The following is a 22,685-nucleotide window of genomic DNA, read 5'->3' on the forward strand; positions in this document are numbered from 1 at the left end:
TTTATTTAGGTAAATCTCGCCAAGGGATACCTGTTCTAAGGCGGTAAAGAATACCTTCGAATGTTTGTCTATGTTCAGGTTTGTCATAAACACGGCCTGTGCTTTTCATTAAATGAAATAGCTTTTCCCAGCGTGCATCGGTTAGCATAAGTCTTGGCATGGCTTGAGGTTATGGTTACTTTTGGCGAAGCAAATTATAACGTCTTGCCATGCTGTCTAAAAATCACTCTCGAAAGATCAACAGACCCTAGTTCGGTTGGATTTTATTCGATATTAGTTTGGCTTTAGTTCAGTACTTTTATGCGAAGGCTATGTATCATTAGGTTAAAGTTCATACATCTTAACTCAATGCCTTACTGATTAACCTTCAGTCGTGCCGAGCAGTTTAGGCACTAGCGGTTTCTCTGCAATGTCTGCAGGTATGGTTTCTTGGTGCGGCACTTCATCGAAGTGATATTTAAGTAACTTAATATCGAGCTGCTTACTGCCTTTTTCAAAGTGAGTTAGACGCACGGGCAAATACGCTAAGTCAGGCGCCATCCAGAAGAAGGTTTGACGTTTTTTATTGTCACGCACGACTTCAATTTTGACGGTGTCGTAACTGCCGCTGTCGATGTTCATTCGTTCTTTACCGATCACATGAAACTTGTATTCATCGACTTCGTTGTCCTTGACCATCTTATAGTCGAGCACTTCTTTGCCCGCCATCATATCTAGCCTAAATTGCAACTGCACCATAAGAGGATCAAAGATTTTATCATCATAGGGAAACTTGCCTTTTTCATCTTTGTAACGGGTATGAATAAAGCCTTGAGCTTTGGCGAATGCGGTTTGCTCCGTGTAATTAGGCCCGACACCTTGGCGTTGTTGTAAGTAACGCAAAGGACTGAGCTGCGTATCATTTTGAGTAAATTCACTCAAGATGTGACGCACATCGGTTAACAATAACAGGCTGAGATCGCTATCAAAACGATACTTAAACACGCCATCTTCGGGATTGGGTAGCGTGTATTTGGCTTTTCCTAATTCAATGTCTCCATAGTTGACTTGGTATTCGGCCGTCTGCGGTGTTAGCGGCGTTGGCGCTGCCATGGCAAACATACTTTGAGTGAGGACGGTAAAACTCACTAATAATGTGGGAATGGTACGCAAAGAATGCTCCTTGGGTCGCAGGTTTTCACCTTGTATCACTACAGAATTGTCGGTAGTGGTTGATAAAAAAGTGTCGAGTAGCATGCTTACTTACACAGTTCTGGGTCAATCAGTTGAGCATAAATCAATTATCGGATCGACTGTAAGCAGGTTATAGCCGAGGACGACGTTTCTGTAAATAGAGATGTAAATAGTTTATGGATCAATATATTAAACTAAAATGGCATTGCCATGACTAAAGTCACCAGATCCGGTCGCCACTCGTATTCAGACAAACTAATTTTGCCGCAGTTCACTGTTATCCCTTCAATTCTTAATAATTCCATCTGTTCTTGAAAGAAGGTTGAATTTTTCTCGAAGGATATTTTGCCTTGACTATTGAGTACCCTATGCCAAGGGAGTGACAAATGTTCGGGAGCTGCTTTCAGTGCTTTTGACACATAACGCGCTCGTCCCGGTAATCCTGCATAATCGGCAATTTTGCCATAGCTGCTGACTTTACCCTGCGGGATCATGGCGACGATATGCCAGATTTTCACCATAGGAGACAAGCCCACTGCTTGGGACTGTTTTCTCGCTACACTCTGTTTATCTTGTTCAAGGTATTGATACAGTGGTGATTTTTCTTTAGAAAACGATGCCATTGAATTGTTAACCCTCAGCTTAATGGTATTGATACCAATCACATTAAATATCTAATCAGTTCAAAGCCTCACAGGTATTTAAATCTCAGGCGCATTGACGCAGAAATGGTTATTCTCTTTTAAGTCAATGCAACACCGGAGTGGGATACCTGTGAGGCTCCCAAAGGGCGGGTTTCAAAACGCTTTATACTGCGTTTAAGGCTTTCGACAGAGCACCACTATGCCTTCAAGCCTTCGCCTTGTCTAAAGCGCGTTGAATTCCCGCTGAATGAACAGATATTTAATACGATTGGTATGACTCACAAAGAATCACGCTCAAAAACTTTTGCTTGATGAGTTTACGCTAGTGTAACGGTAAAGCATGGCTTAGCGGAAGATGAGAGGGTATTTGACGTTTAAAGGATTAAGCACTTCTCGATATTTTTATCGGCTAGCTCGATTACTAACAAAATATTTAAACTGTTTTTAGCTTAAATATTGTGTAAATGGTCAAATAGTCCATAATAGCGCCAATTTTTTTGACTCGATGAGAGAAGATAACTGGCATGGCTGTACTCGATATTCTAACTATTCCCGATGAGCGCCTTAAACGTAAAGCGCAACCTGTAAAAGATATTGAAGCTGTTCAGGGATTTATCGATGATTTAATCGAAACCATGTATCACACGGACGATGGTATAGGTTTAGCGGCAACTCAAGTCGGCAGTACAGATGCCATTATCGTGATCGATTTATCTGACGGTCGCGACCAGCCTTTAGTGCTGATTAACCCTGAGATTGTTGAAAAGTCAGGTGAATTCGTCGGTGAAGAAGGTTGTTTGTCTATCCCAGGTTATCGCGCTAAAGTGTCACGTTTTGAAAAGGTTAAAGTGACCGCCTTAGACAGAACGGGCAAGGCTATTGAAATCGAGACCAATGAGTTTTTAGCCGTAGTGTTGCAGCACGAAATTGACCATTTGCATGGCAAAGTGTTTATCGAACATTTATCCATGCTAAAACAACAAATCGCCCTTAAAAAAGTGCGTAAATACGCTTAACTTTTGGCTTAAGTTGTATTTTAGAGAATGGTTGTACCTATTGACTAGCCGCATTTATAGTGCGGCTTTTTTGTATTTAAAATCTAATCAAAGAAGATTAATGCTGTGATATGTGAACATAACAGCTTGTTTTTACTCTGATGAATGGATAAGGTAACCCAAAATCTGCATTATACCAATCGTATTAAATATCTGTTCATTCAGCGGGAGTTCAACGCGCTTTAGACAAGGCGAAGGCATGAAGGCATAGTGGTGCTCTGTCGAAAGCCTTAAACGCAGTATAAAGGGCGTTGAAACCCGCCCTTCGGGAGCCACACAGACATCCCACTCCGGTGTTGCATTGACTTAAAAGGGAATGACCATTTTTGCGTCAATGCGCCTTGGATTGAGATGCCTGTGAGGCTCTGAACTGATTAGATATTTAATGTGATTGGTATTATTGTAGGTTCAGTTTTCATCATTAACAGCAAGTGTATGGATACGGTAGGGAAACAAATGAAACTTAAGGTAATAGCCTGTGGTATAGCCTCATTCGCAATGCTTTCACTGGGTGGTTGTAGTGCATTTTTTAACGGTAATACTACTGAGAAAAATGCGGTATCAAGTAGCTTAGTTGAATATTTATACCCTGATGAGAAGAGTCGCCAAGCCCAGCAGCCATCCTTACCTGTGCTGCGTTTGCCTATTACCGTCGGCATCGCTTTCTTGCCTTCGTCCCATTGGCAAGCCGATGCAATTGATAGCCGAACTCAGATGGCATTACTTGATAAGGTTAAAAAATCCTTTGTTAAATATGACTATATCGATCGTATCGAAGTGATCCCAAGTACCTATCTTAAAAATGGTAAAGGTTTTGAAACCTTGCAGCAGGTTTCTCGCCTGCATGATGTTGATGTGATGGCATTGGTTTCTTACGATCAATTGATGCAAAGCCACGAGAACAAGTCCGCCATCCTTTATTGGACTATCGTGGGCATGTATTTAATCCCCGGTAATGAAAATGCGATTCAAACCTTTGTTGATACAGCCGTTTTCGATATGCGTAGCCAGAAGATGTTATTTAGGGCGCCAGGTATTAATCAGTTAACTGAGAGTTCAACCGCTGTTGGCGTGACGACAACCCTAAGAGAGAAATCTTACGAGGGTTTTGATCTTGCGGTGAACGACATGATAGTCAATTTAGATGACGAGCTCGCCCGCTTTAAAACTCGGGTTAAAGAAGAGCAGGTTGCCACCATAGAACATAAACAAGGTTACAGCGGCGGTGGCAGTTTATCCCTATTAATCCTTTCTATACTGGGAATATTTGCGTTTCGCCGTTTAACGATTTGCCGTGAATAAAAAATTAAGCGCCAATTAAGACCGTTAAGGATGAGCAAATTGAGGTTTGCTTTAAATCAAGACGTGAGCAAAAAGTATATAAAGTTGAGCACAGGTTCTGGTTACCAACGTACTTTTATTTAAAGCATTGATTTTAAATTTTAAAGTGGTTTGCAGAGGCTATGGTGTTGCGTTGAACACCACTTAAGCGGGCGCGATACATTACGCGTTTAACAAGGAGAAAAATTAAATGGATTTAAATTCACTATTACTGTTTGCAGTTGCTTGCCTTGCTATCAATCTTATCCCTGGACCCGATGTCATCTACACTGTATCTAACACAATGAAAGGGAAAATGATCAGTGGGCTTAAAGCTGCGATGGGTTTAGGTGTGGGTTATTTTGTTCACACGCTTGCTGCTAGCTTGGGATTATCTGCCATCATTCTCAGTTCAGCGTTGGCTTTTAGTATTGTGAAGTGGTTGGGGGCCGTGTATCTAGTGTATTTAGGCATTCAAGCGTTAATATCAATGTGGCGTGGCAATAATAAAATTGTGGTTGATGACAATAGCAAACCAAACGGCAACGTAGTTTTCCAAGGCATTGTCGTTAGTGTACTTAATCCTAAAGTCGCTTTATTTTTCCTCTCTTTTTTGCCGCAGTTTATTGACCCGTTAGCGGGTTCAACGTCAATTCAGCTGTTAACCCTTGGTCTTATTTTCAGTTTGTTAGCGACCTTGTGTAACGTCCTTTATGCGTCGGCAGGAAGCTGGGTATTTAGTCGCCCCAATTCCCTGCGTTATTCGAGAGCCTTAGAGGGGATATCAGGTGTGTTGCTTATTGGCTTGGCCAGTAAAGTCATGACCAGTGAGCGATAGTGGCATAACAGATATGCTTAGGCCGTATTTCTAAAGTTGGATGGCCCGTTAATTTTACCATAGAACATAAACAAGGTTACAGCGGTGGTGGCAGCTTATCTTTATTAATACTTTCACTATTGGGAATTTTGTCACTCGGCCGTTTTACCATCTGCCGAGAATAGTTGAACTCATTTATCAGGGGTGAGGTGAACGAAAAGGAGTTTCATCTTTTGGCCATTCCTATTTCGGGCTTTGTATTAAGTTCTTATCACTCCTTTACCCTATGTTAAATGGGCTGATTGAAGCATTAAGGACTTAAATATAATGACAGACATTATTGATAGAATTGTTTATGAAATCGAGGATGTTGAAGAGGCGGTAAACCTTGTAAAAACTATCTCGTCAGCACATGAATTGTATGCCTTATTGGACCATTATAATTGGGATGATGGTAATGAGATTCCTATTGCAATTGCGGATCATCCATTATGCGAGTTAGCCATTGCCATAAAGCTATTTTGGCTTGCTGAAGCGATGGATTGGTTAGAAATGAATGAGCTAAATGAATTAATTCCAACAAATGAGGTAATAGAACCTTATCAACAGGAACATTATGATTTCGCGGTCATGCTGACTAAGCGAATTTTAAGCGGTTATTATCAGGTGAAAACAGTTTCTCATACTGAAAAAATAACAAAGACGGCGCAATATTTTCTTAAGAAGCGTGGGGTGCCTGAGATTTTGTATCAACCTATTGTGGTATGAGTGTAGAGGTATACGAAGTTGTATTAGCCTCACCATTTATTTTGTAGCTTCTGTCCGTAAACATTTCTATAAACCCCAAATCATATCCTTACAAAATAGGGCAGTGCGATCAGGGCGATGCCGATAGCGATAAGTAACGCGAGATTGGTGACAAAATAGGGATAAATCATCAGGGTGAGGCCAACGACTAAAGGGATGGGGGCCGCTTGGCGTTTGCCATAGGTGAAAAAGCCAAGACCAAAGAGGCTAAAGACTAAACTCCATAGTAATAATGCTGGATTATCAAACATCTTGAGTTCCTCAATGGTTAGCCTAGGTAGGCTTTGACCTTATCACAGCGTCAAACTGGTCAATCGATTACTTAAACTATTGGTTAAACGGCTGCGTCGTTTTATTGAGTCTAATGCTGACTATCCCGTAGCGTAATTAAGCTTTATTCATCTTATTGCTGCGATGTTGCCTTATTTCACTCGTGCTATAGCTCATATAACTCTAAGGGTAAGCCGTCGGGATCGCTAAAGAAGGTGAATTTTCTGCCTGTGTATTCGTCAATGCGGACGGGTTCAACGGTAATGTGATGGCTATGAAGATGTTCGATGGCGGTTTCAATCGATGCTACGCGAAAGGCGAGATGCCTAAGTCCACAGGCTTCGGGATAGCTTGGTCGTTTGGGTGGATTATCGAATGAAAATAACTCAATTTGACTCTTATCGGCCAGTTGTAAATCAAGTTTATAGGACTTACGTGCCTCACGGAAATGCTCTGCAAGCACGGTAAGGCCAAGAATGGTTACATAAAAGTGTTTGGACTTTTGATAGTCGCTGCAAATAATCGCTGCATGGTGAATGCCGAGTAACATCGCTTTCCTTTGTGATTTTTAAAGGGTGATCAAATAAGATAGAAAGGTTTGAGAGTATAACGGTTAAAAAAAGATAGCGTCACAGTTTAGCGTGACGCTATCGGTCGATTTCACTTTTTAGCTCACCTAGGCTTTTTGCTCGTTTAATCTTCCAGCTCGAATATGGCTGAAGACAGCGGTGCAAGTTGCATCTGAACTTGTCCTTCCCCTTGTTTGACAACCAACTGCGCTTTGTTGTCTTCCAGCAAATCCTTAAGTGGATAGGTCCCATCCGTTAACTGCCATTGGTCGATAAGTGGCTTTGGTAGCTTAAGGGATAATGGCTTTGCTTGAGTTTGATTAAAGTTATTTACAATAATCAGTTTTTGGCCCGTTTTATTGGTCGTATTTTCCTCAAAGCGCACAAAGGCAAAAGTGCTGTCATCATAACCCGTTGCACTGCCATGAGTATCCATTGTGGCGGTTTGTGCGCTGCGGTTGGCGGCATCGAGTGAGTAATATTCTCCTAAAAGCGCAGGTACATTTTTACCTGTGCTTAGGTTCAGTAATTTTTGATAATAAGCCCGCAAAGTGGCTTCCTTTACGGTTGATTGTCCACCATCAAACCTGCCATTGTTCATCCAGCGCTGATGGGCAGGGACGCCAACATAGTCAAAAATACTGGTGCGTGATGCATGACCAAATCCTGGGTTGTCGGTGGCGGCTTCTCCCACTTCTTGGCCAAAATACACTAACGTCGGTGAAGTGCCTATCGTTGCCGACACTACCATAGCGGGTAGGGCATTGTGTGGATTCTCGGCTTGGGTTGCCGTGGGCTTATTTGTGTGTAGCGATGCTAAAAATGCTGCATTACCAATACGTTGCTCGTCGTGGTTTTCTAAAAAGTGCAGCATGTGAGATTCAATATCCTGCACTTTTTCCTGATCTGCCGCGATATTAGCTGTGCTGGTTTTACCCGCCATCACGGCTTTTAGGGTGTCGTAAAGATCGACCTTATCGTACAGATAATCCATTTTGCCAAGTTGGATATAATCTCGATACAGCTTGGGGTTATAGACCTCGGCCAAGATAAAGGCATCGGGATTTGTGTGTTTTATCTGGCTGTTGAGATAGCTCCAAAACTCCACTGGTACCATTTCGGCCATATCATAGCGAAAGCCATCGACCCCTTTTGCTAGCCAGTACTGCGCAATCTGATTGAATTTAATCCAAGAGCTTGGGAGCTCAGCTAAGTGTTGTTGCCAAAAAGCGTAATGCTGCGCCTGCGTTAAAGTGGCGAAATTGGCTGGCAGGCGAGGGAAGTCATAGGTGCCATCGGGGCGTACGCCGTAATTGATTTTAACGGTCTCGTACCAATCATTGGCATCGGGCTTGGCTAAGCGTGAGCCATTGCCAGTCCATTTTGCGGGAAATTCGTTGAATTTGCCGTCACTTAAGGGGTGAGCTTCTCCGCCCAGCGGTTTAAGTCCTGCGGGTAAGCTTGGCACTTCAAAGGCATGTGCTTGTCCCTTTGCCCCCTCCGAGCCATTATTAACATCAACTTTATCAAGGATATAATAGAAATTGTTGTTTTTGGCGTATTCCAGACTTGTATCATCATCTTCGCCAAAATCACGCACGCCGTGGGGTTTACTAACGGATTGATAATGGCGCGCCACATGGTTTGGCACGATATCGATAATCACCTTTAAGCCGTGGTGATGGGTACGGGCAATGAGCGCTTCGAACTCGGCTAAACGGTTGGCGGGATTGACCGCCAGATCTGGGTTGACGTTGTAGTAATCTTTGACTGCGTAGGGTGAGCCCGCGCGTCCTTTGACCACATCGGGATCATCAGTACTTACGCCAATAGCGCTGTAATCACCAATCAATGCATGGTGGGGAACGCCCGTGTACCACACATGGGTAACGCCTAGGTCCTTGATGGTATTGAGTGCAATATCATTGATATCACTAAACTTGCCGACGCCATTGTCGGCAATCGTGCCCCAAGGTTTATTGCTTGGATTTTTATTGCCATAAAGGCGAGTAATAATCTGATATACCACAGGTTTTAGCGTCATAACCTCACTCTCAGACTTTGGCAGTAACTCATTATCAAGCGCCTGCGCCGATGTATTTGCATTGGTCGAGAAGCTAAAAAGCGAGGCAGTTAATAAAGAGGCGCTGAATAGAGCGTTTAAACATAAGCTGAGTGATGACTGTCGGCGCTGCGGGGCTTTCGCTGCTTGGGTTATAAGTAAAGCCACTATGGGAAATTTCGCCGCTTGGGGGCACTGAGTCACTCTGGAATCGATAGGCGATAAAAAGCTCAAGACTGAATTCCTTTTAGGGTTGAGTTTTTGATTGGATGAGTTGTTTGAGCCGGAGTTAAATCGCTAGCTGAGTAACTCATGTGATTAGAGGTTTGACGGCTAGGTAAGCCAGTATTTAGCTGCGGTCTGGCTTTAAGCTCAAGGATAGTGACACCTGCGTGGGGCAATGCTAGCGCTTGATTAAGTGAAACTGTGTTGCCACTGATGATATCTGTAGCGGCGCGGTTATCGCCAAGTACACTGGCAAAGCGGTTTACATCTAGCGTGACTGCTTTGTCATTTTTATTATAAATCACCATGACTTTATCGGCCGAGGGTTGAGTGCAGGCATTGTGTTGGGCTTGAGAATTGTGTTGAGTTAGTGACTTAAGCGCTTCGGCTTTCTGTTCAGCTGATAATGGCACATGTAATAAGCAACGAAATTGCACATAGATACCATCCTGCGGCACAAAGTGCAGTAAATCGCCCGATTGCAGCGCAAGGGATTGTTTACGGTAATTCAGTAGGGTACGGACAAATTGCTGTGCTTGTCGTTGAGGTTCACTCAGTCCTTGGCCGGTAAAGGCATTCGTGGCACTGTTGGCAAACCCGCCGGGAAAATCACTGCGTACAACGCCATCGTGACGGCCCTCGGTTGGGCTGGTCATTAACACTTCTGTACCGTAGAACAGCTGCGGAATGCGTTTGGCGGTCAACACATAGGTGAGGGCCATCTTGTATAAGTCTATATTTTCTTTCACTAAACTGAAGATACGATTGGTGTCGTGATTGCCTTCAAATAGCACTAGCTTACTAGGTTCTGCATACACAAGATCGTTGGCTAACATCTCGTAAAGCTTGATAAAACCCGTATCCCAGCTTTCTGGCTCATTAAGGCTGGCAATCAATTTTTCATATAGCGGGAAGTCCATCAAACTGGGTAGATCTGAGGTATAGCCATCGGCATTGATTTTGCCCTTTTGCCAATAGGACACTGTGATGGGGTTTGCGGTCCATTCTTCGCCAACAATATTAAAATTTGGGTACTCAGCCATTACGGCCTTAGACCATTTAGCGAGAAACCCTTTGTCGGCGTAGGAGTAAGTATCTTCACGTATCCCCGAAAGTCCTGCGTACTCGACCCACCAAATACTGTTTTGGATAAGATAGGTTGCCAGTTTTGGATTGCTTTGATTCAGATCCGGCATAGTGTCGGTAAACCAGCCGTCGACAAAATCAATATGATCTTGCGCCGCCGCGTAGGGATCTTGCACTGTCGTGCGCCTATGGCTGGTGAAACGGGGGCTGGTAACGCTGGATGTGATAGCGCTGGATTTAGTATCGGCAGACTGAGTCAAATTAGGCTTGGATTCGCGATTATGTAGCTGCGTTTTTGTGGCGTCATTGAGCCAGTCTTGGCTAGGTAAATCGTTGAGCCACCAATGGTTAGAGCCGATATGATTCACCACAACATCTTTAATCACCCCTAGGCCAAGCTTGTTAGCCTTAGCGACTAAGGCTTTATAATCTTCGTTGCTGCCAAAGCGGGGATCGACGCGGTATAAATTGGTAATTGAGTAACCGTGGTATGAATACTGGGCTTGATTATTCTCAAGCAGCGGATTGATCCATAACTGAGTCACGCCAAGTTTTGCCAGATATGCTAAGTGCTGGCTGATCCCTGCTATATCGCCGCCATGGCGAGCATCGGGATAGTTGAGATTACTGGGAGAGTTAGCTGCGACTTGCTCTAACATATCGGCTTGATTGTCATTACTCGTGTCGCCATTGGCGAATCGGTCCGGCGTGATAAGGTAAATCACATCCTTATTGCTAAATCCTTGGCGCTCACGGCTGCCCTTAGCACGCCCTTGCAACGTATAGGGCAGGCGATAAAGAGGCGTGTCGGCTTTTGAAGCCGAGTCAGTGTTGGAAATTATTAGCTCAAAGGTTTGCGGCGCAGCTTGGCTCAGATCTAAATTGATAAACAGATAGTGAGGGTTATCAGTGTGCTCAAGGCTTTTAAGTGTGATGCCTTTTCCTTGTATATCAACCTTAATCTGCTGCGGTAAGCTTGGAAGTTCGCGGCTATACAGCATCAGCTGTAACTCAGGATTCTGCATTCCCCCCCACCAAAAAGCGGGTTCAAGCTTAACGTCCGTCGATATATCTGGCTCAAAGGTGTTTGCATAGGCCGTATTAAATGAAGAGCAAACCAAGCATAAATAAAGCGCAATCATTAGGTTTTGACGGATCATAATGTAAGCCTTTTAAAGAGAAATAAGTAAAACGTGCTGGCATGATGAATGTTAGAAATGCTGAAATCTACGTAAGCAAAAGCCTGCTTCTTAATTGAAGCAGGCTTTATTTGGGGTAGTTTATAAAGAGTAACTTAACCCTAGGAAGTACTGTCTACCGAAGTATTGGATTGTTCCTGTCTGATGTTCTTCACCAAAATAGGTTTTGTTCGGTTCATCAGTTAAGTTATTAATTTGGAATAAGAACTTAAGTCCATTTTCCAGAGCGTATGAAGCTTGATAATCCACAATCGTTTCGGCATCGAAGAAAGCAAGTTGTGATTCAACTGCCACTTGTTCTGAAACATAGCTGCTACGATATCTCATGCTGACGCGAGTATCGAAACCGTCCAGAGTATAGAACAAGGTGGTGTTGAGTACGCTTTCTGATAAACCTGGTAATGGAATGGTTAAGTTTGAACCACTTAAATCTGTGGTAAATTCCACTTCACTGTCTGAATACGAGTAGCTGCCAGTGAAGCCAAGACCGCTGAGTGGCGATGGTAGGAAATCAAAGACTTGGGTATAACCTAACTCAACACCACGAATGTAGCCGCCATTGTCGTTGTTGATTGCAGTTTGATATTGACCTTCATCTTTTACTACTGGGAATTCAACACCATTATCGATAATAGTATCGGGGACGATAAATCCATTACCTTCAAAATCAAATGGTTGGATTGTAAAATTGTTGATAAAGGATTTAATATCTTTGTAGAACAAGGCTACGACAACCGCACCTTCAGAATCTTCAAAATAGTGCTCGTAAGATAAGTCGTATTGATCGGCATAGAACGGATCGAGTAGAGGACTGGTGTTACCCCAAGCATTGTACTTTTTGTATCCCGGAGTAGCAGAATCGTCATACCAAGATCCCATGCCTGACTTTAGCTTGTCGATTGGAGGACGTGACATCACAGAGGCTGCAGCAAAGCGCAGTTGATCATTTTCAGTGAGGTGGAAAGTTAAGTTGAGTGACGGTAAATAATCGGTATAGGTTTTACCTATCTCGTTACGGATATAATCGGTACTGATCACGCCAAGTTCATCAGTAATCGCTTCACCTAGACCATAGCCAACTTGTTGTAGACCTTTACTGCTTTGATCTGTTTGAACAACACGCACGCCCACGTTACCCGTGACTTTCATATCGCCTAAGTCAAACTCGAGATTACCTTGGACATAGCCAGCTAATACATCTTCATTGACCGAACCGCTTTGGATCATGGTCCAGTTATTAGACCAATTTGCTGTCGGGGTGAAAGGGGATTGTCCTGTTGCCGCTAACTGCGCGTTAACCAGCTCAATGGCTTTGTTGAAATCAACGGAAAGGAAGTTAGGGTAGCCTGATAATTCACCGCCAAAGTTGACGACATTTGTCATGTCAGTGTTCATTTGAAGCACCGGCTGGTTAGTTGGGTTTTTACCAAATTCAAAACCATAACCGGCTTGTGAACGTTGCGCATTAAACTCACGTTCTGAGTAGCGCAGACCAAAATCAATTGAAGTTAAGAAACCAGAATCTAATGCATAGTTAAAGTCTAACTTGTAAGCGACAAGATCATTTTGTTGATCGTATGGCCACATACCCACTTCTTTTAAACCCAAGGTAGCGGTATTGGTATAGTCGTTTGAAAAGCTGACATCGGCTGGGCTTAAACCATGTAGTTGATAATTAATTGATTCGGCTGAGCGTACTTCATTACCTATATCATCATATAAAACGGCACGCGTGCCGCCGTTGACGAACTCACCATCGGCTTTTGAATAGCTCACATCACCTGCGACAGTTAATGCGCCGCCATTATTCCACTCAATATTGACTGAGCCTGATGTCAGTTCTGAATATTTTGAGTCGTTATCATTGATAACAAAAACGGCAAAGTTATCAGTACCATCAGTTGATACCGTTCCGCCGGTCATAGAACCATTTTCGACAACCGCATCACTAATAGTACCGTTTTTTAATGACTTAACGCGAAAGCCTCGGGCAAAGTTTTCGGAAGTGAATTTTGAATGGAATAAATCACTTTTTACACTGAGATTGTCTGTTGGTTGCCAATGGATAGCAGCCATATAACCATCACGTGTATCATCACCGCCTTTTTGCTGTAACTCAAAACCTTCACTGATTGATTCGGCAGCACCGTCGCCATTGACATCTTTTTTATCGTCGTTGAAACGTAAACCAATGAATTGACTGGCAACATAAGGTTGGTACAAATGGGCATAGCCTAGCGCCACACCGAGTGTATCTTCAAGGAATTTGCCTTGATAGGCAAAGCTAAGACGGTTGCCATATTGATCGGCATCGGAAATCTCATCCGCTCTGTCATTAAAACTGCCGCGAGCATTGATATTAAATGATTGGTCTTTGTCGCTTTTTAAGGGATCTGCGGTTTTTAATTCTACCGTACCGGCGACGCCACCTTCAATCAGCGAGGCTTTTGGTGTTTTATAGACGGCGGCTTGACTAATTAATTCGGATGGATATTGGTCAAACTCAATCGCGCGTTTACCGCCCGTTGTCACTTGTTCGTGTCCATTAAGTGTTGCAAAGACGAAATCACCATCAAGACCTCGAATATTGAGGCCGCTTGCTTGTCCACCAGTGCGCACTGCGGTCACGCCTGGTAAGCGAGTCAGTGCATCAGCGATTGACTGATCGGGAAGGGCGCCAAGATCATCTGCTGAAATCGATTCAGAGACGGTATCTCCAAAGCGTTTATCATTTAGTGATTTGATGACACTGGTTCTAAAGCCTTTAACTTCAATAACCTCAATAGCAGCTTCTTTTGCTTTTGCTTCCTTATCTGTGGTCACTTCATCTGCCGCATAGGAGTGCATACTGGCACCTGCGGCGATGAGCGCTAAGGTTAGCAAACTGGGTTTAAATCGCATCATATCTCTCTTCCCCTTGGAGTCGCTTTATCGCTTTGTAGAGCGTTTTATCGTTATCACCGCGTTATGTTTGCGGCCTTTTTTTGGTATATGGGCGCTTAATTGACTGCATAAGTGCTGCGTTTATGACCAAATTGTTATGCAACGGTGAAGATACTACCCCCGAGTTTCTTAGCTGAACAACAGAGTGCATACGTATTCAATACCTAGCAGAGTTAAGAATAGACTGTGATAGAGGGTGAACTCAGGGAATAAAATGATTTTATTTTGTAATCAAGTGACTGTTACTAAAAAGTAAATTTCATTGTGATGCCATGTGACTATTGGCTGCATCTTCTGCATACGTATGCAGGTGTATTGAACCTTATTTCCCTCTTCACGTATGCTCGGTAACACAAAATAAGCCGCGATGACTTTACTCTGCAGTAACAAAACGATAACTGTTTGCTTGAGTGTGTTAGGGAAAGTTCGCTGTAGAATAATGATAAAGGGGCAACAATGAGTGAGTTAACGTGGTGGCGTGGTGCAGTGATTTACCAAATTTATCCGCGTAGCCTTTTAGATACCAATGGTGACGGCGTCGGGGATTTACGCGGCATTATTATAAAGCTGGATTACATTGCGAGTCTCAATGTCGATGCCATCTGGATTTCACCTTTCTTTAAATCTCCTATGGCAGATTTTGGCTACGACATCAGTGATTACCGCGAAGTTGACCCTCTTTTTGGCACTATGCATGATTTCGATGAATTGATTGAAAAAGCCCACGGTTTAGGTATTAAGGTCATTATTGATCAAGTATTAAGTCATACCTCGGACCAACATGCGTGGTTTATTGAGAGCCGCGAAAACCGTTCGAATCCCAAGGCGGATTGGTATGTGTGGGCCGATCCTAAGGAAGACGGTACAGCACCTAACAACTGGCTCGCGATTTTTGGCGGTTGTGCTTGGGAGTGGGAACCGCGCAGACAGCAATACTATTTACATAACTTCCTGCGTAGTCAGCCCGATATTAATTTCCATCATCCCGAAGTGCGCCAAGCTGTGCTGGATAACGTTGAATTTTGGCTTAAAAAGGGGGTAGATGGCTTCCGCTTAGATGCCATTACCTTCTGTTATCACGATGAACTGCTCAGGGATAATCCGGCAAAACCTAAGGATAAACGTCAGGGCCGTGGTTTCAGTGAAGATAACCCTTACGCCTATCAATACCATTACTACAATAATGACCGTCCGCAAACCATCGCTTTTATTGAAGATTTACGAAAGCTCATCAATCGCTATCCAGGAGCGGTGACCTTAGGCGAAGTCTCTGCCGAAGATTCTTTGGCTGTAATGGCTGCCTACACTAAGGGCGAAGATCGCCTACATATGGCCTATAGTTTTGAGCTATTAACCGACGATTACAGTGCCGCTTATATTCGCCAAACCGTAGAGGCTTTGGAAGCGAGCATAGGTGATGGCTGGCCATGTTGGGCTATCGGCAATCATGATGTGCAGCGCGTAGCGAGTCGTTGGGGGCAAGGTAAGCAAAATTCAGACATGGTCAAAATGCTCAATGCCATGCTAAGTTCGCTGCGCGGCAGTATATGTAGTTATCAAGGTGAAGAACTCGGTCTAACCGAGGCGCCAATTGAATATCATGAGCTGCAAGATCCCTTTGGCAAAACATTTTGGCCTATGTTTAAGGGGCGTGATGGTTGCCGTACGCCAATGCCGTGGCAGCAAGGCGCTGACTTTAGTGGTTTTAGTGATGTTTCTCCTTGGCTGCCAATTGCACCTGCGCACCAAGCGTTAGCTGTGGATGTACAAGAATCTGATGCTGATTCCATGCTCAACGGTTATCGACGTTTTCTGGCTTGGCGTAAGTTACACCCGGTGTTAGTTGAAGGTGATATTAAATTTGTTGATACAAAGGAGCCCATTTTGGCCTTTGTTCGCACCTTAGGCGATATAAAAGTGTTCGTGGGATTCAATTTAGGTGATACCGAGGTCGAGTTTGATTTCTCTGCATTTGAAATCAGTGAGTCGCTGACGGGACACGGCCTTAAAACCGCACAAATAGAACACAATCAGCTGAAGTTTTCGGCATTTACCAGCTTTTATGCAGTGTTAAAGTGAAAATGATTCATTTTTATTCGGTTGAAGTGTTATAGATACGGGATCCCAAGCCCACAGTTCGATATAAACCCGCCCACGGGCACCATGGGGAATGTAACCTTAATTAGTTCCTGATAATAAAAACATACAGAGAGAATAACTATGGCGTCATCAATTAATACCGGTAGCTACACGAGCAGCACTGGCGAAAATGGGTCGGGCAGTTATCGTTTTGCCTTGATCTCATTGACTTCACTGTTTTTTATGTGGGGTTTCATTACTTGCTTGAACGATATTCTGATCCCGCATCTTAAAGCGGTGTTTTCACTGAATTATACTCAAGCCATGTTGATCCAGTTTTGTTTCTTCGGTGCTTATTTTCTAGTCTCAATCCCTGCGGGTAACTTAGTGAAAAAACTGGGTTATCAAAAGGGAATTGTTTCTGGTCTCGTGATTGCAAGTATTGGTTGTGCGCTGTTTTATCCTGCGGCGGCCCTCGCTACTTACAACTTGTTCCTCGGTGCATTATTTGTTTTGGCATCAGGCATCACAATCCTGCAAGTGGCAGCCAATCCTTATGTCAATGCCTTAGGCAGTCGCGAAACTGCGTCGAGTCGTTTGAATTTAACGCAAGCGTTCAACGCCTTAGGCACAACGGTCGCGCCGTTTTTTGGTGCTATGTTAATTCTTTCTGTTGCCAGTTCAGTATCAGGCGATTTAGCCCAAGCGAGTGCTGAAGCAGAAGTGGTTAAACTGCCATACCTGTTACTTTCTGGCGCCTTGGCAATTTTAGCGCTGATTTTTGCGAAGTTAGATTTACCTGTGATCCGTGAGCATGATGAAAGTGTTCAAGGTGAAGTTCAGACCCATCTAGGTAAAACCAGTGCCTTACAAAGCAAGCACTTAGTGCTCGGTGCTGTGGGTATTTTCGTGTATGTCGGCGCAGAAGTGTCTATCGGTAGCTTTTTAGTTAGCTTCTTAGGTGAAAGCCATATAGCGGGTATGCCAGAAGCCGAAGCCGCCCATTACATCGCCTATTATTGGGGCGGCGCTATGGTGGGACGTTTCATTGGCTCTGTGGTGATGCAAAAAGTACCAGCGGGCTCAGTGCTTGCATTTAATGCTTTTATGGCGGCGCTACTTGTGGTTGCAGCGATGACAACCAGTGGCAGCATTGCCATGTGGGCAATCCTTGGGGTGGGGTTATTTAACTCGATTATGTTCCCAACGATCTTCAGCTTAGCGCTTCGTGATTTAGGTCCACACACTTCACAGGGCAGTGGCATTCTGTGTCTGGCGATTGTGGGCGGCGCGATTTTGCCTTTATTCCAAGGCATGTTAGCGGATAATCTTGGCGTTCAGCTCGCCTTTATTCTGCCCGTGATTTGTTATGGTTTTATCCTGTTCTACGGGGCTAAAGGCTCAAAAATGTAATGGGTTAAACTGACAGTGGCAAAAAAGCGATCTTAGGATCGCTTTTTTTATGGCTTTAACCTTAACTCGGCGCCAGTGCGCTTGCGTATTAGGGCCTGACCTCCTATGATCCTCCGGTTTTATCATTCATGGTGACCTTTTAAATGTTGAATTCTCCGCTTTCTGCCAGCTCGAACGAATTAGTGATCAGTATCTTAACTATGGTGCTGAGCCAAGGAAAACCCTTAGATCGGGCCTATTCTCAGCATTTTTCTGGGTTGCAATTGGTACCCGCCGAGCAGGCGCGTATCGCATTAACGACGGGTGATATCCTACGTCGTTTAAATTTATATTGTTATCTGGCGGAAATTAGTCCAGATGAGATGGAGCGTTTTGGCTCTAAATTGCTTAATGCTTGGCATTTATTCCATGGGCTTGAATTGCCTAAAATGCAATATTCGCTGCAAGTCGATGAGGCGCGTTTAGCTGAGCGTATCGAGCAAGCGAAAACTAAGCCTGTGTTGTGGGACGGTTGCCCTGAGTGGCTCGATGTTATGGGCCGTGAGCAACTAGGTGAGTCTTGGGAAAAAGAGCGCGCCGCGTTAAGTACTGCGCCGAAACGTTTTTTACGCGCTAACGGCCTTAAGGTGAATCGTGATGAACTGGCCGCTAAGCTTGCCGCTGAGTTTGTGAGCACGCTCTGTGTTGATGGGGTCGATTCCGCCCTTGAAGTGACCTCCGATTCAGCCTTGTTCCGTACACAAAGCTTTAAAGATGGCTTATTCGAGCAGCAGGATGCGGGCTCTCAGCGCGTAGCTGCGGCGCTTGATGCCAAGCCAGGCATGAAAGTTATTGACGCTTGCGCAGGCGCGGGCGGCAAAACTTTACATATAGCTGCACAAATGCAGGGTAAAGGACGCTTGTTGGCCATGGATGTGGAGCAATGGAAACTCGACAAACTTAAAGAGCGTGCCCGTCGTAATGGGGCACACAATGTCGAAACCCGTGTTATCGCCAGCAGTAAAACCATTAAACGCTTAAAGCTCAGTGCCGATAGGGTATTGCTTGATGTGCCTTGCTCTGGTTTGGGTGTATTAAAGCGTAATCCCGATGCAAAATGGCGTGATACCGTAGAGCGTTTACCCGTGTTAATGGAACTGCAAAAACACATTTTGAGCAGTTACAGCCGCATGGTCAAAGTCGGTGGCATAGTCGTCTATGCGACTTGTTCTATCTTCCCTTGCGAGAACCGCGGTCAAGTGGATGCGTTTTTAGCCGAGAACCCCAACTTTCGCCTGATTGAGGATGAAAGTATCAGCCCAGCCGATAGCGGCTTTGATGGCTTTTACCTTGCCAAACTTGAACGTATTCAAGAATAAAGCATTGCTTTTTAGACTAAAGTAAACCTTTTACCGCGCAGGTAAAGGGTTTACTTAATTAACATTAGTGCCTAGAATTTCTTATAAGTTATAAATATTTAACATTGTTAATCAGTATTTATATTGCAACTTTGCTCTTAAGGAAATTATGGCGTACGGCGCTAACCTTCCAGATCTGCTCGATCATGCAGACGTTAAACTCGCCCACAATGTCAGCATAGCTTGTTATAGCAGTATTCTTTCTATGCTGCTCAATGGCGCACCGCTACATGAAATTTTGCATGCCTTAGTCTTAAAAATCGAAGCTCAAAAAGTAGGAACCAGAGGGTCTGTGTTACTGCTCAGTGCTGACGGTAAACGTCTATTATTAGGTGCCGCCCCCAATTTACCCGACAGTTACAATCAAGCCATTAATGGTGTCGAAATTGGCCCCAACGTGGGTTCTTGTGGCACGGCAGCCTATTATGCGCAGCGTGTTATCGTTGAAGATATCGCTCAACATCCTTACTGGGTTAATTATAAAGAACTACCATTACGTGCAGGTCTTAAATCTTGCTGGTCAGAACCTATCAAAGATACTCATGGTAAAGTGCTAGGCACATTTGCCATGTATTATGATACGATAAAGTCCCCAACAGAGCAGGATTTAGAACTCATTTCAGAGGCGGCAAGACTGGCGAGTTTAGCCATTGAACGCAGTCGTGCAATGGAATTTCAGCATTTAGCTGTGAAAATTTTTGACCGGTTACCCCTTGCTCTGGTTATTTCCAATTCTGACGATGCAGTTCTCTATGCTAATCCTGCTTTCAGACATATAGTTATCCCTCAAGATACTGATATCGCTAACTTTCATCCTAAGGTTTTTTTAGCATCATCCCAATCTCATGAATTAGTGGGGTTATTTGAGCATTTAGCTCAGGACAGAATGTGGCAGGGTGAGTTGGTGGGTCTTAGGGGAAATGGTGAGGAGTTTTATCTTGACCTTATCGTCACGACCTTCCGAGAGTCCAATGGTCAGCAACCCTGTTTTGCATGGCTATTTTCAGACATTAGTGAACGTAAAAAAGCGGCGCAGCTGATTAAGTATCAGGCCAATAATGACTCTCTTACCGGACTTGCTAACCGCAATGCGTTATTCAAGCAGATCCAAGCGTTAATTACCTCCGACAGTTTGACACCCGGCTTTAGTTTTATGTTGATGGATTTAGATAACTTTAAGCAAGTCAACGACACCCATGGCCATGACAAAGGTGATGCACTGTTAGTGCAAGTGGTTAAACAGATCAGCGAGTGTGTCGATGACACTATGGTGTTTGCACGCTTAGGAGGGGATGAGTTTGCCTTGCTATTACCTGGGGTTGTTAACCAGAAAGAATTGGCACAAATTGCAGATACAATTAACAAAAATGTGGCAAAACATTATGTGCTAGCCGATGGAAAAGGCGTTTATAGCTCGGTAAGTATAGGGATTGCACGTTTTCCTGAAGATGCCCTCGATCTTGAACAGTTGTTAAATTGTGCCGATCAGGCCATGTATATTTCTAAGGCAAATGGTCGCAATCGATATCATTTTTTTACTGAACAAATGCAGCTAAATGCCGAGCGTGTTGCTAGCCTTCATAATCAGCTTAAGCAGGCATTAGATCAGCATACCTTCGAGCTTTATTACCAACCCATAGTCAATGCGACCACAGGCTTGATTGTCCGTGCTGAAGTGCTGCTGCGCTGGCAGCATGAGGGAACGTTTATTCCACCCGATGAATTTATTCCCATCGCGGAGAACAGTGGTTTAATCGTTGATATTGGTCGAGATGTTCGCCTTGGTGCTATGCAGACTATTTTAGAGATGCAGGAGCGAAATTGGCCCATTAAGTTATCGGTGAATGTCTCGACTTTTGAGTTTTGGTCCCATGAACTACAAGATGCCTTTGTGGAATCCTTTGCTGCGATTACCGAGCAACTTGAGGTGACTGATTTCCCCTATGATAGATTAACCCTTGAGATCACTGAATCTTTGCTGATGAAGCAACATACGTATCTTATTGATGTGCTTAATGGTTTGCGGGTTAAGGGGATTAAAATTTCCTTAGATGACTTTGGTACTGGCTATTCGTCCTTGTCCTATTTGGCGAATTTCCCTATCGATCAAATTAAAATTGATAAGAGCTTTATCGACAGATTAGATGAAGGCAAACGTCACGAAGCGTTGGTGGAGGCTATAGTGCGTTTAAGCCATGCGTTAGATTTAACTGTGACGGCAGAAGGGGTAGAAACTGAGTCCCAGCTTAAATTTGTAATGGCGAATCATATTCAAGAAATTCAAGGCTATTTATTTTATAAGCCTATGCCCAAAGCTGCATTCTTTGCCCTGTTGGCAAAGCAAGCTGAGTTGCATAAGGGGTTTGACGTTTGACCTTGATGTTTGACCTTGATGTTTGACCTAGATGTGAGGGCGGCTTAATCAGTGGCAGTCTGATTTTAATATTGGGTTTAGATGTAAGGTAATAATTCAAGTTTTAGATATAAAACATTGAAACATAATAAATAAAAAGAGCGCCGAGGCGCTCTTTTTATTACTGGAAACAGGTGTTGCACTGAGTCTCTGCGTTCACATTGAGTCAGGTGGCGAGCGCTAAGATTTAGCGGTTATCTGGCTGTTAATCACTAGACTCAAGTATTCAGTAAAATCATGGCCGTGATTTTGCAGCATTTTGGGGAACATAGAAATCGGCGTAGAACCTGGGAAGGTATTGATTTCATTTAGTAAAATTTCATTATCCGCGGTTAAGAAAAAGTCGATGCGCGACAGGTGACGCAATTTCATACCTTTAAATGCTTTGATTGCATAGGCGCGGATTTGTTCACTGATCTCAGCTGACACATGCTGTGCCACCACATCGGTGCGTGCTTTACTGTTTTTGGCGTATTTCTCATCGAAGGTGTAGAAGGTGTTGGTATCACAGATGATTTCACCTGGTACTGTCGCCACCACTTCACCGTTGTATTCGTATACTGCGACTTCTAACTCACGGGCTTTAATGGTTTTTTCAACGATAACATAGGGCGCATAGCCGAAAGCATCTTTAAGCACGCCAGCGACTTTATCGTTGTCATCGACTTTATAACAACCAACAGAGGAACCCTGTGAGGCCGCTTTGACGAAGATGGATCCCCATAGTGCTAATGCGGCTTGGGTTTGCTCTATTGCTGCATCATCGAATTGGTTTAGGAAAATATACGGAGTATTCGGAATACCTAAGGCCGAGAACCACATTTTAGCGGTGATCTTATTAAAGCAGTTACTGCTAGCCTCGGATTCACAGCCAAAATAGGGCAGTTGGATCAGGTTAAAATAGGATTGAATGTCACCTGTTTCGCCGGGATAGCCATGGATGCAGGGAATGACGTAATCGACCGGCCATGGGGCTTTGCTCTCATCGCGGAAGCGAATTTCGCGGCTATTGGTCAGTTCACAATCATCACCCGCAGCGGTGCGGTATTGACCAAATTTATCCAGTTCGACACGCAATACACAAAACTGCTCGGATTTTGCCAGTGAGGTTTCAAAATAATTGGCCGACATGAGTGAAATATCGTGTTCGGCACTTCCGCCGCCGCACAGCAAAAGCAGGTTGATCTTAGACATTGTGAGTGATTCCTCAAAG

Annotated in this window: 17 protein-coding genes and 2 pseudogenes; 9 read left to right on the forward strand and 10 right to left on the reverse strand. The window is 44.0% G+C overall.

Annotated features, from left to right (window positions below):
- Window positions 1–4 precede the first annotated feature (4 nt).
- The 3 genes and pseudogenes from L5L97_RS12810 to L5L97_RS12820 form a co-directional block, all read right to left on the reverse strand.
- A pseudogene (locus L5L97_RS12810) lies at window positions 5–160 on the reverse strand (transposase); the annotation flags it as partial.
- A 200-nt stretch (window positions 161–360) separates the two neighbouring features.
- Window positions 361–1,152: a DUF3108 domain-containing protein gene (locus L5L97_RS12815; RefSeq protein WP_105252420.1), complete on the reverse strand. Its 792-nt coding sequence runs from the start codon at window positions 1,150–1,152 to the stop codon at window positions 361–363.
- 215 nt (window positions 1,153–1,367) lie between these two features.
- Complete coding sequence (locus L5L97_RS12820) at window positions 1,368–1,796, reverse strand: MGMT family protein (RefSeq protein ID WP_263182244.1); 429 nt, start codon at window positions 1,794–1,796, stop codon at window positions 1,368–1,370.
- Between the two features lie 545 nt (window positions 1,797–2,341).
- Here L5L97_RS12820 and def point away from each other — a divergent pair.
- Window positions 2,342–2,833, forward strand: a complete 492-nt coding sequence (gene def / locus L5L97_RS12825; protein ID WP_263182245.1) for a peptide deformylase — start codon at window positions 2,342–2,344, stop codon at window positions 2,831–2,833.
- A gap of 132 nt (window positions 2,834–2,965) precedes the next feature.
- Here the strand turns inward: def and L5L97_RS12830 are convergent, their stop codons facing one another.
- A complete protein-coding gene (locus L5L97_RS12830) occupies window positions 2,966–3,148 on the reverse strand; it encodes a hypothetical protein (protein ID WP_263182246.1) in 183 nt (60 codons plus the stop codon).
- 180 nt (window positions 3,149–3,328) lie between these two features.
- Between L5L97_RS12830 and rhlP the strand changes: the two genes are divergently transcribed.
- From rhlP to L5L97_RS12850, 4 genes and pseudogenes are all read left to right on the forward strand, one after another.
- Complete coding sequence (rhlP, locus tag L5L97_RS12835) at window positions 3,329–4,174, forward strand: rhombotarget lipoprotein (RefSeq protein WP_263182248.1); 846 nt, start codon at window positions 3,329–3,331, stop codon at window positions 4,172–4,174.
- A 229-nt stretch (window positions 4,175–4,403) separates the two neighbouring features.
- Window positions 4,404–5,030: a LysE family translocator gene (locus L5L97_RS12840; protein WP_263182250.1), complete on the forward strand. Its 627-nt coding sequence runs from the start codon at window positions 4,404–4,406 to the stop codon at window positions 5,028–5,030.
- Between the two features lie 56 nt (window positions 5,031–5,086).
- Window positions 5,087–5,194 (forward strand): annotated as a pseudogene (locus tag L5L97_RS12845) (rhombotarget lipoprotein); the annotation flags it as partial.
- A gap of 142 nt (window positions 5,195–5,336) precedes the next feature.
- The gene (locus L5L97_RS12850; RefSeq protein ID WP_263166302.1) at window positions 5,337–5,777 is read left to right on the forward strand and encodes a DUF4274 domain-containing protein; all 441 of its coding nucleotides are present in this window, start codon (window positions 5,337–5,339) and stop codon (window positions 5,775–5,777) included.
- A gap of 80 nt (window positions 5,778–5,857) precedes the next feature.
- Here L5L97_RS12850 and L5L97_RS12855 read toward each other — a convergent pair whose 3' ends face one another.
- The 5 genes from L5L97_RS12855 to L5L97_RS12875 form a co-directional block, all read right to left on the reverse strand.
- Window positions 5,858–6,067, reverse strand: a complete 210-nt coding sequence (locus tag L5L97_RS12855; protein WP_168825107.1) for a hypothetical protein — start codon at window positions 6,065–6,067, stop codon at window positions 5,858–5,860.
- Window positions 6,068–6,252: 185 nt separating this feature from the next.
- Window positions 6,253–6,636: a VOC family protein gene (locus L5L97_RS12860; protein WP_113939623.1), complete on the reverse strand. Its 384-nt coding sequence runs from the start codon at window positions 6,634–6,636 to the stop codon at window positions 6,253–6,255.
- 143 nt (window positions 6,637–6,779) lie between these two features.
- Window positions 6,780–8,951: an alpha-amylase family protein gene (locus L5L97_RS12865; protein WP_263182252.1), complete on the reverse strand. Its 2,172-nt coding sequence runs from the start codon at window positions 8,949–8,951 to the stop codon at window positions 6,780–6,782.
- Window positions 8,948–11,188, reverse strand: a complete 2,241-nt coding sequence (locus tag L5L97_RS12870) for a glycoside hydrolase family 13 protein (protein WP_263182254.1) — start codon at window positions 11,186–11,188, stop codon at window positions 8,948–8,950. Before L5L97_RS12870 ends, L5L97_RS12865 begins: the two co-directional genes overlap by 4 nt.
- Before the next feature lie 120 nt (window positions 11,189–11,308).
- Window positions 11,309–14,131 carry a TonB-dependent receptor gene (locus tag L5L97_RS12875; protein WP_131524967.1) on the reverse strand — a complete coding sequence of 941 codons (2,823 nt, stop codon included), beginning with the start codon at window positions 14,129–14,131 and terminating at the stop codon, window positions 11,309–11,311.
- A 495-nt stretch (window positions 14,132–14,626) separates the two neighbouring features.
- Between L5L97_RS12875 and L5L97_RS12880 the strand changes: the two genes are divergently transcribed.
- From L5L97_RS12880 to L5L97_RS12895, 4 genes are all read left to right on the forward strand, one after another.
- Window positions 14,627–16,249 carry an alpha-glucosidase gene (locus L5L97_RS12880; RefSeq protein ID WP_263182257.1) on the forward strand — a complete coding sequence of 541 codons (1,623 nt, stop codon included), beginning with the start codon at window positions 14,627–14,629 and terminating at the stop codon, window positions 16,247–16,249.
- Between the two features lie 141 nt (window positions 16,250–16,390).
- Window positions 16,391–17,662, forward strand: a complete 1,272-nt coding sequence (locus L5L97_RS12885) for a sugar MFS transporter (protein ID WP_105252429.1) — start codon at window positions 16,391–16,393, stop codon at window positions 17,660–17,662.
- 143 nt (window positions 17,663–17,805) lie between these two features.
- Complete coding sequence (locus L5L97_RS12890) at window positions 17,806–19,020, forward strand: RsmB/NOP family class I SAM-dependent RNA methyltransferase (RefSeq protein ID WP_263182260.1); 1,215 nt, start codon at window positions 17,806–17,808, stop codon at window positions 19,018–19,020.
- 148 nt (window positions 19,021–19,168) lie between these two features.
- Window positions 19,169–21,433: an EAL domain-containing protein gene (locus L5L97_RS12895; RefSeq protein WP_263182261.1), complete on the forward strand. Its 2,265-nt coding sequence runs from the start codon at window positions 19,169–19,171 to the stop codon at window positions 21,431–21,433.
- Window positions 21,434–21,652: 219 nt separating this feature from the next.
- Here the strand turns inward: L5L97_RS12895 and L5L97_RS12900 are convergent, their stop codons facing one another.
- Complete coding sequence (locus tag L5L97_RS12900; protein WP_263182262.1) at window positions 21,653–22,666, reverse strand: D-alanine--D-alanine ligase; 1,014 nt, start codon at window positions 22,664–22,666, stop codon at window positions 21,653–21,655.
- Between the last annotated feature and the right edge of the window lie 19 nt (window positions 22,667–22,685).

Origin of the sequence: Shewanella sp. SM71, assembly GCF_025653905.1 — a bacterium.
Taxonomy (GTDB): Bacteria; Pseudomonadota; Gammaproteobacteria; order Enterobacterales; family Shewanellaceae; genus Shewanella; species Shewanella oncorhynchi.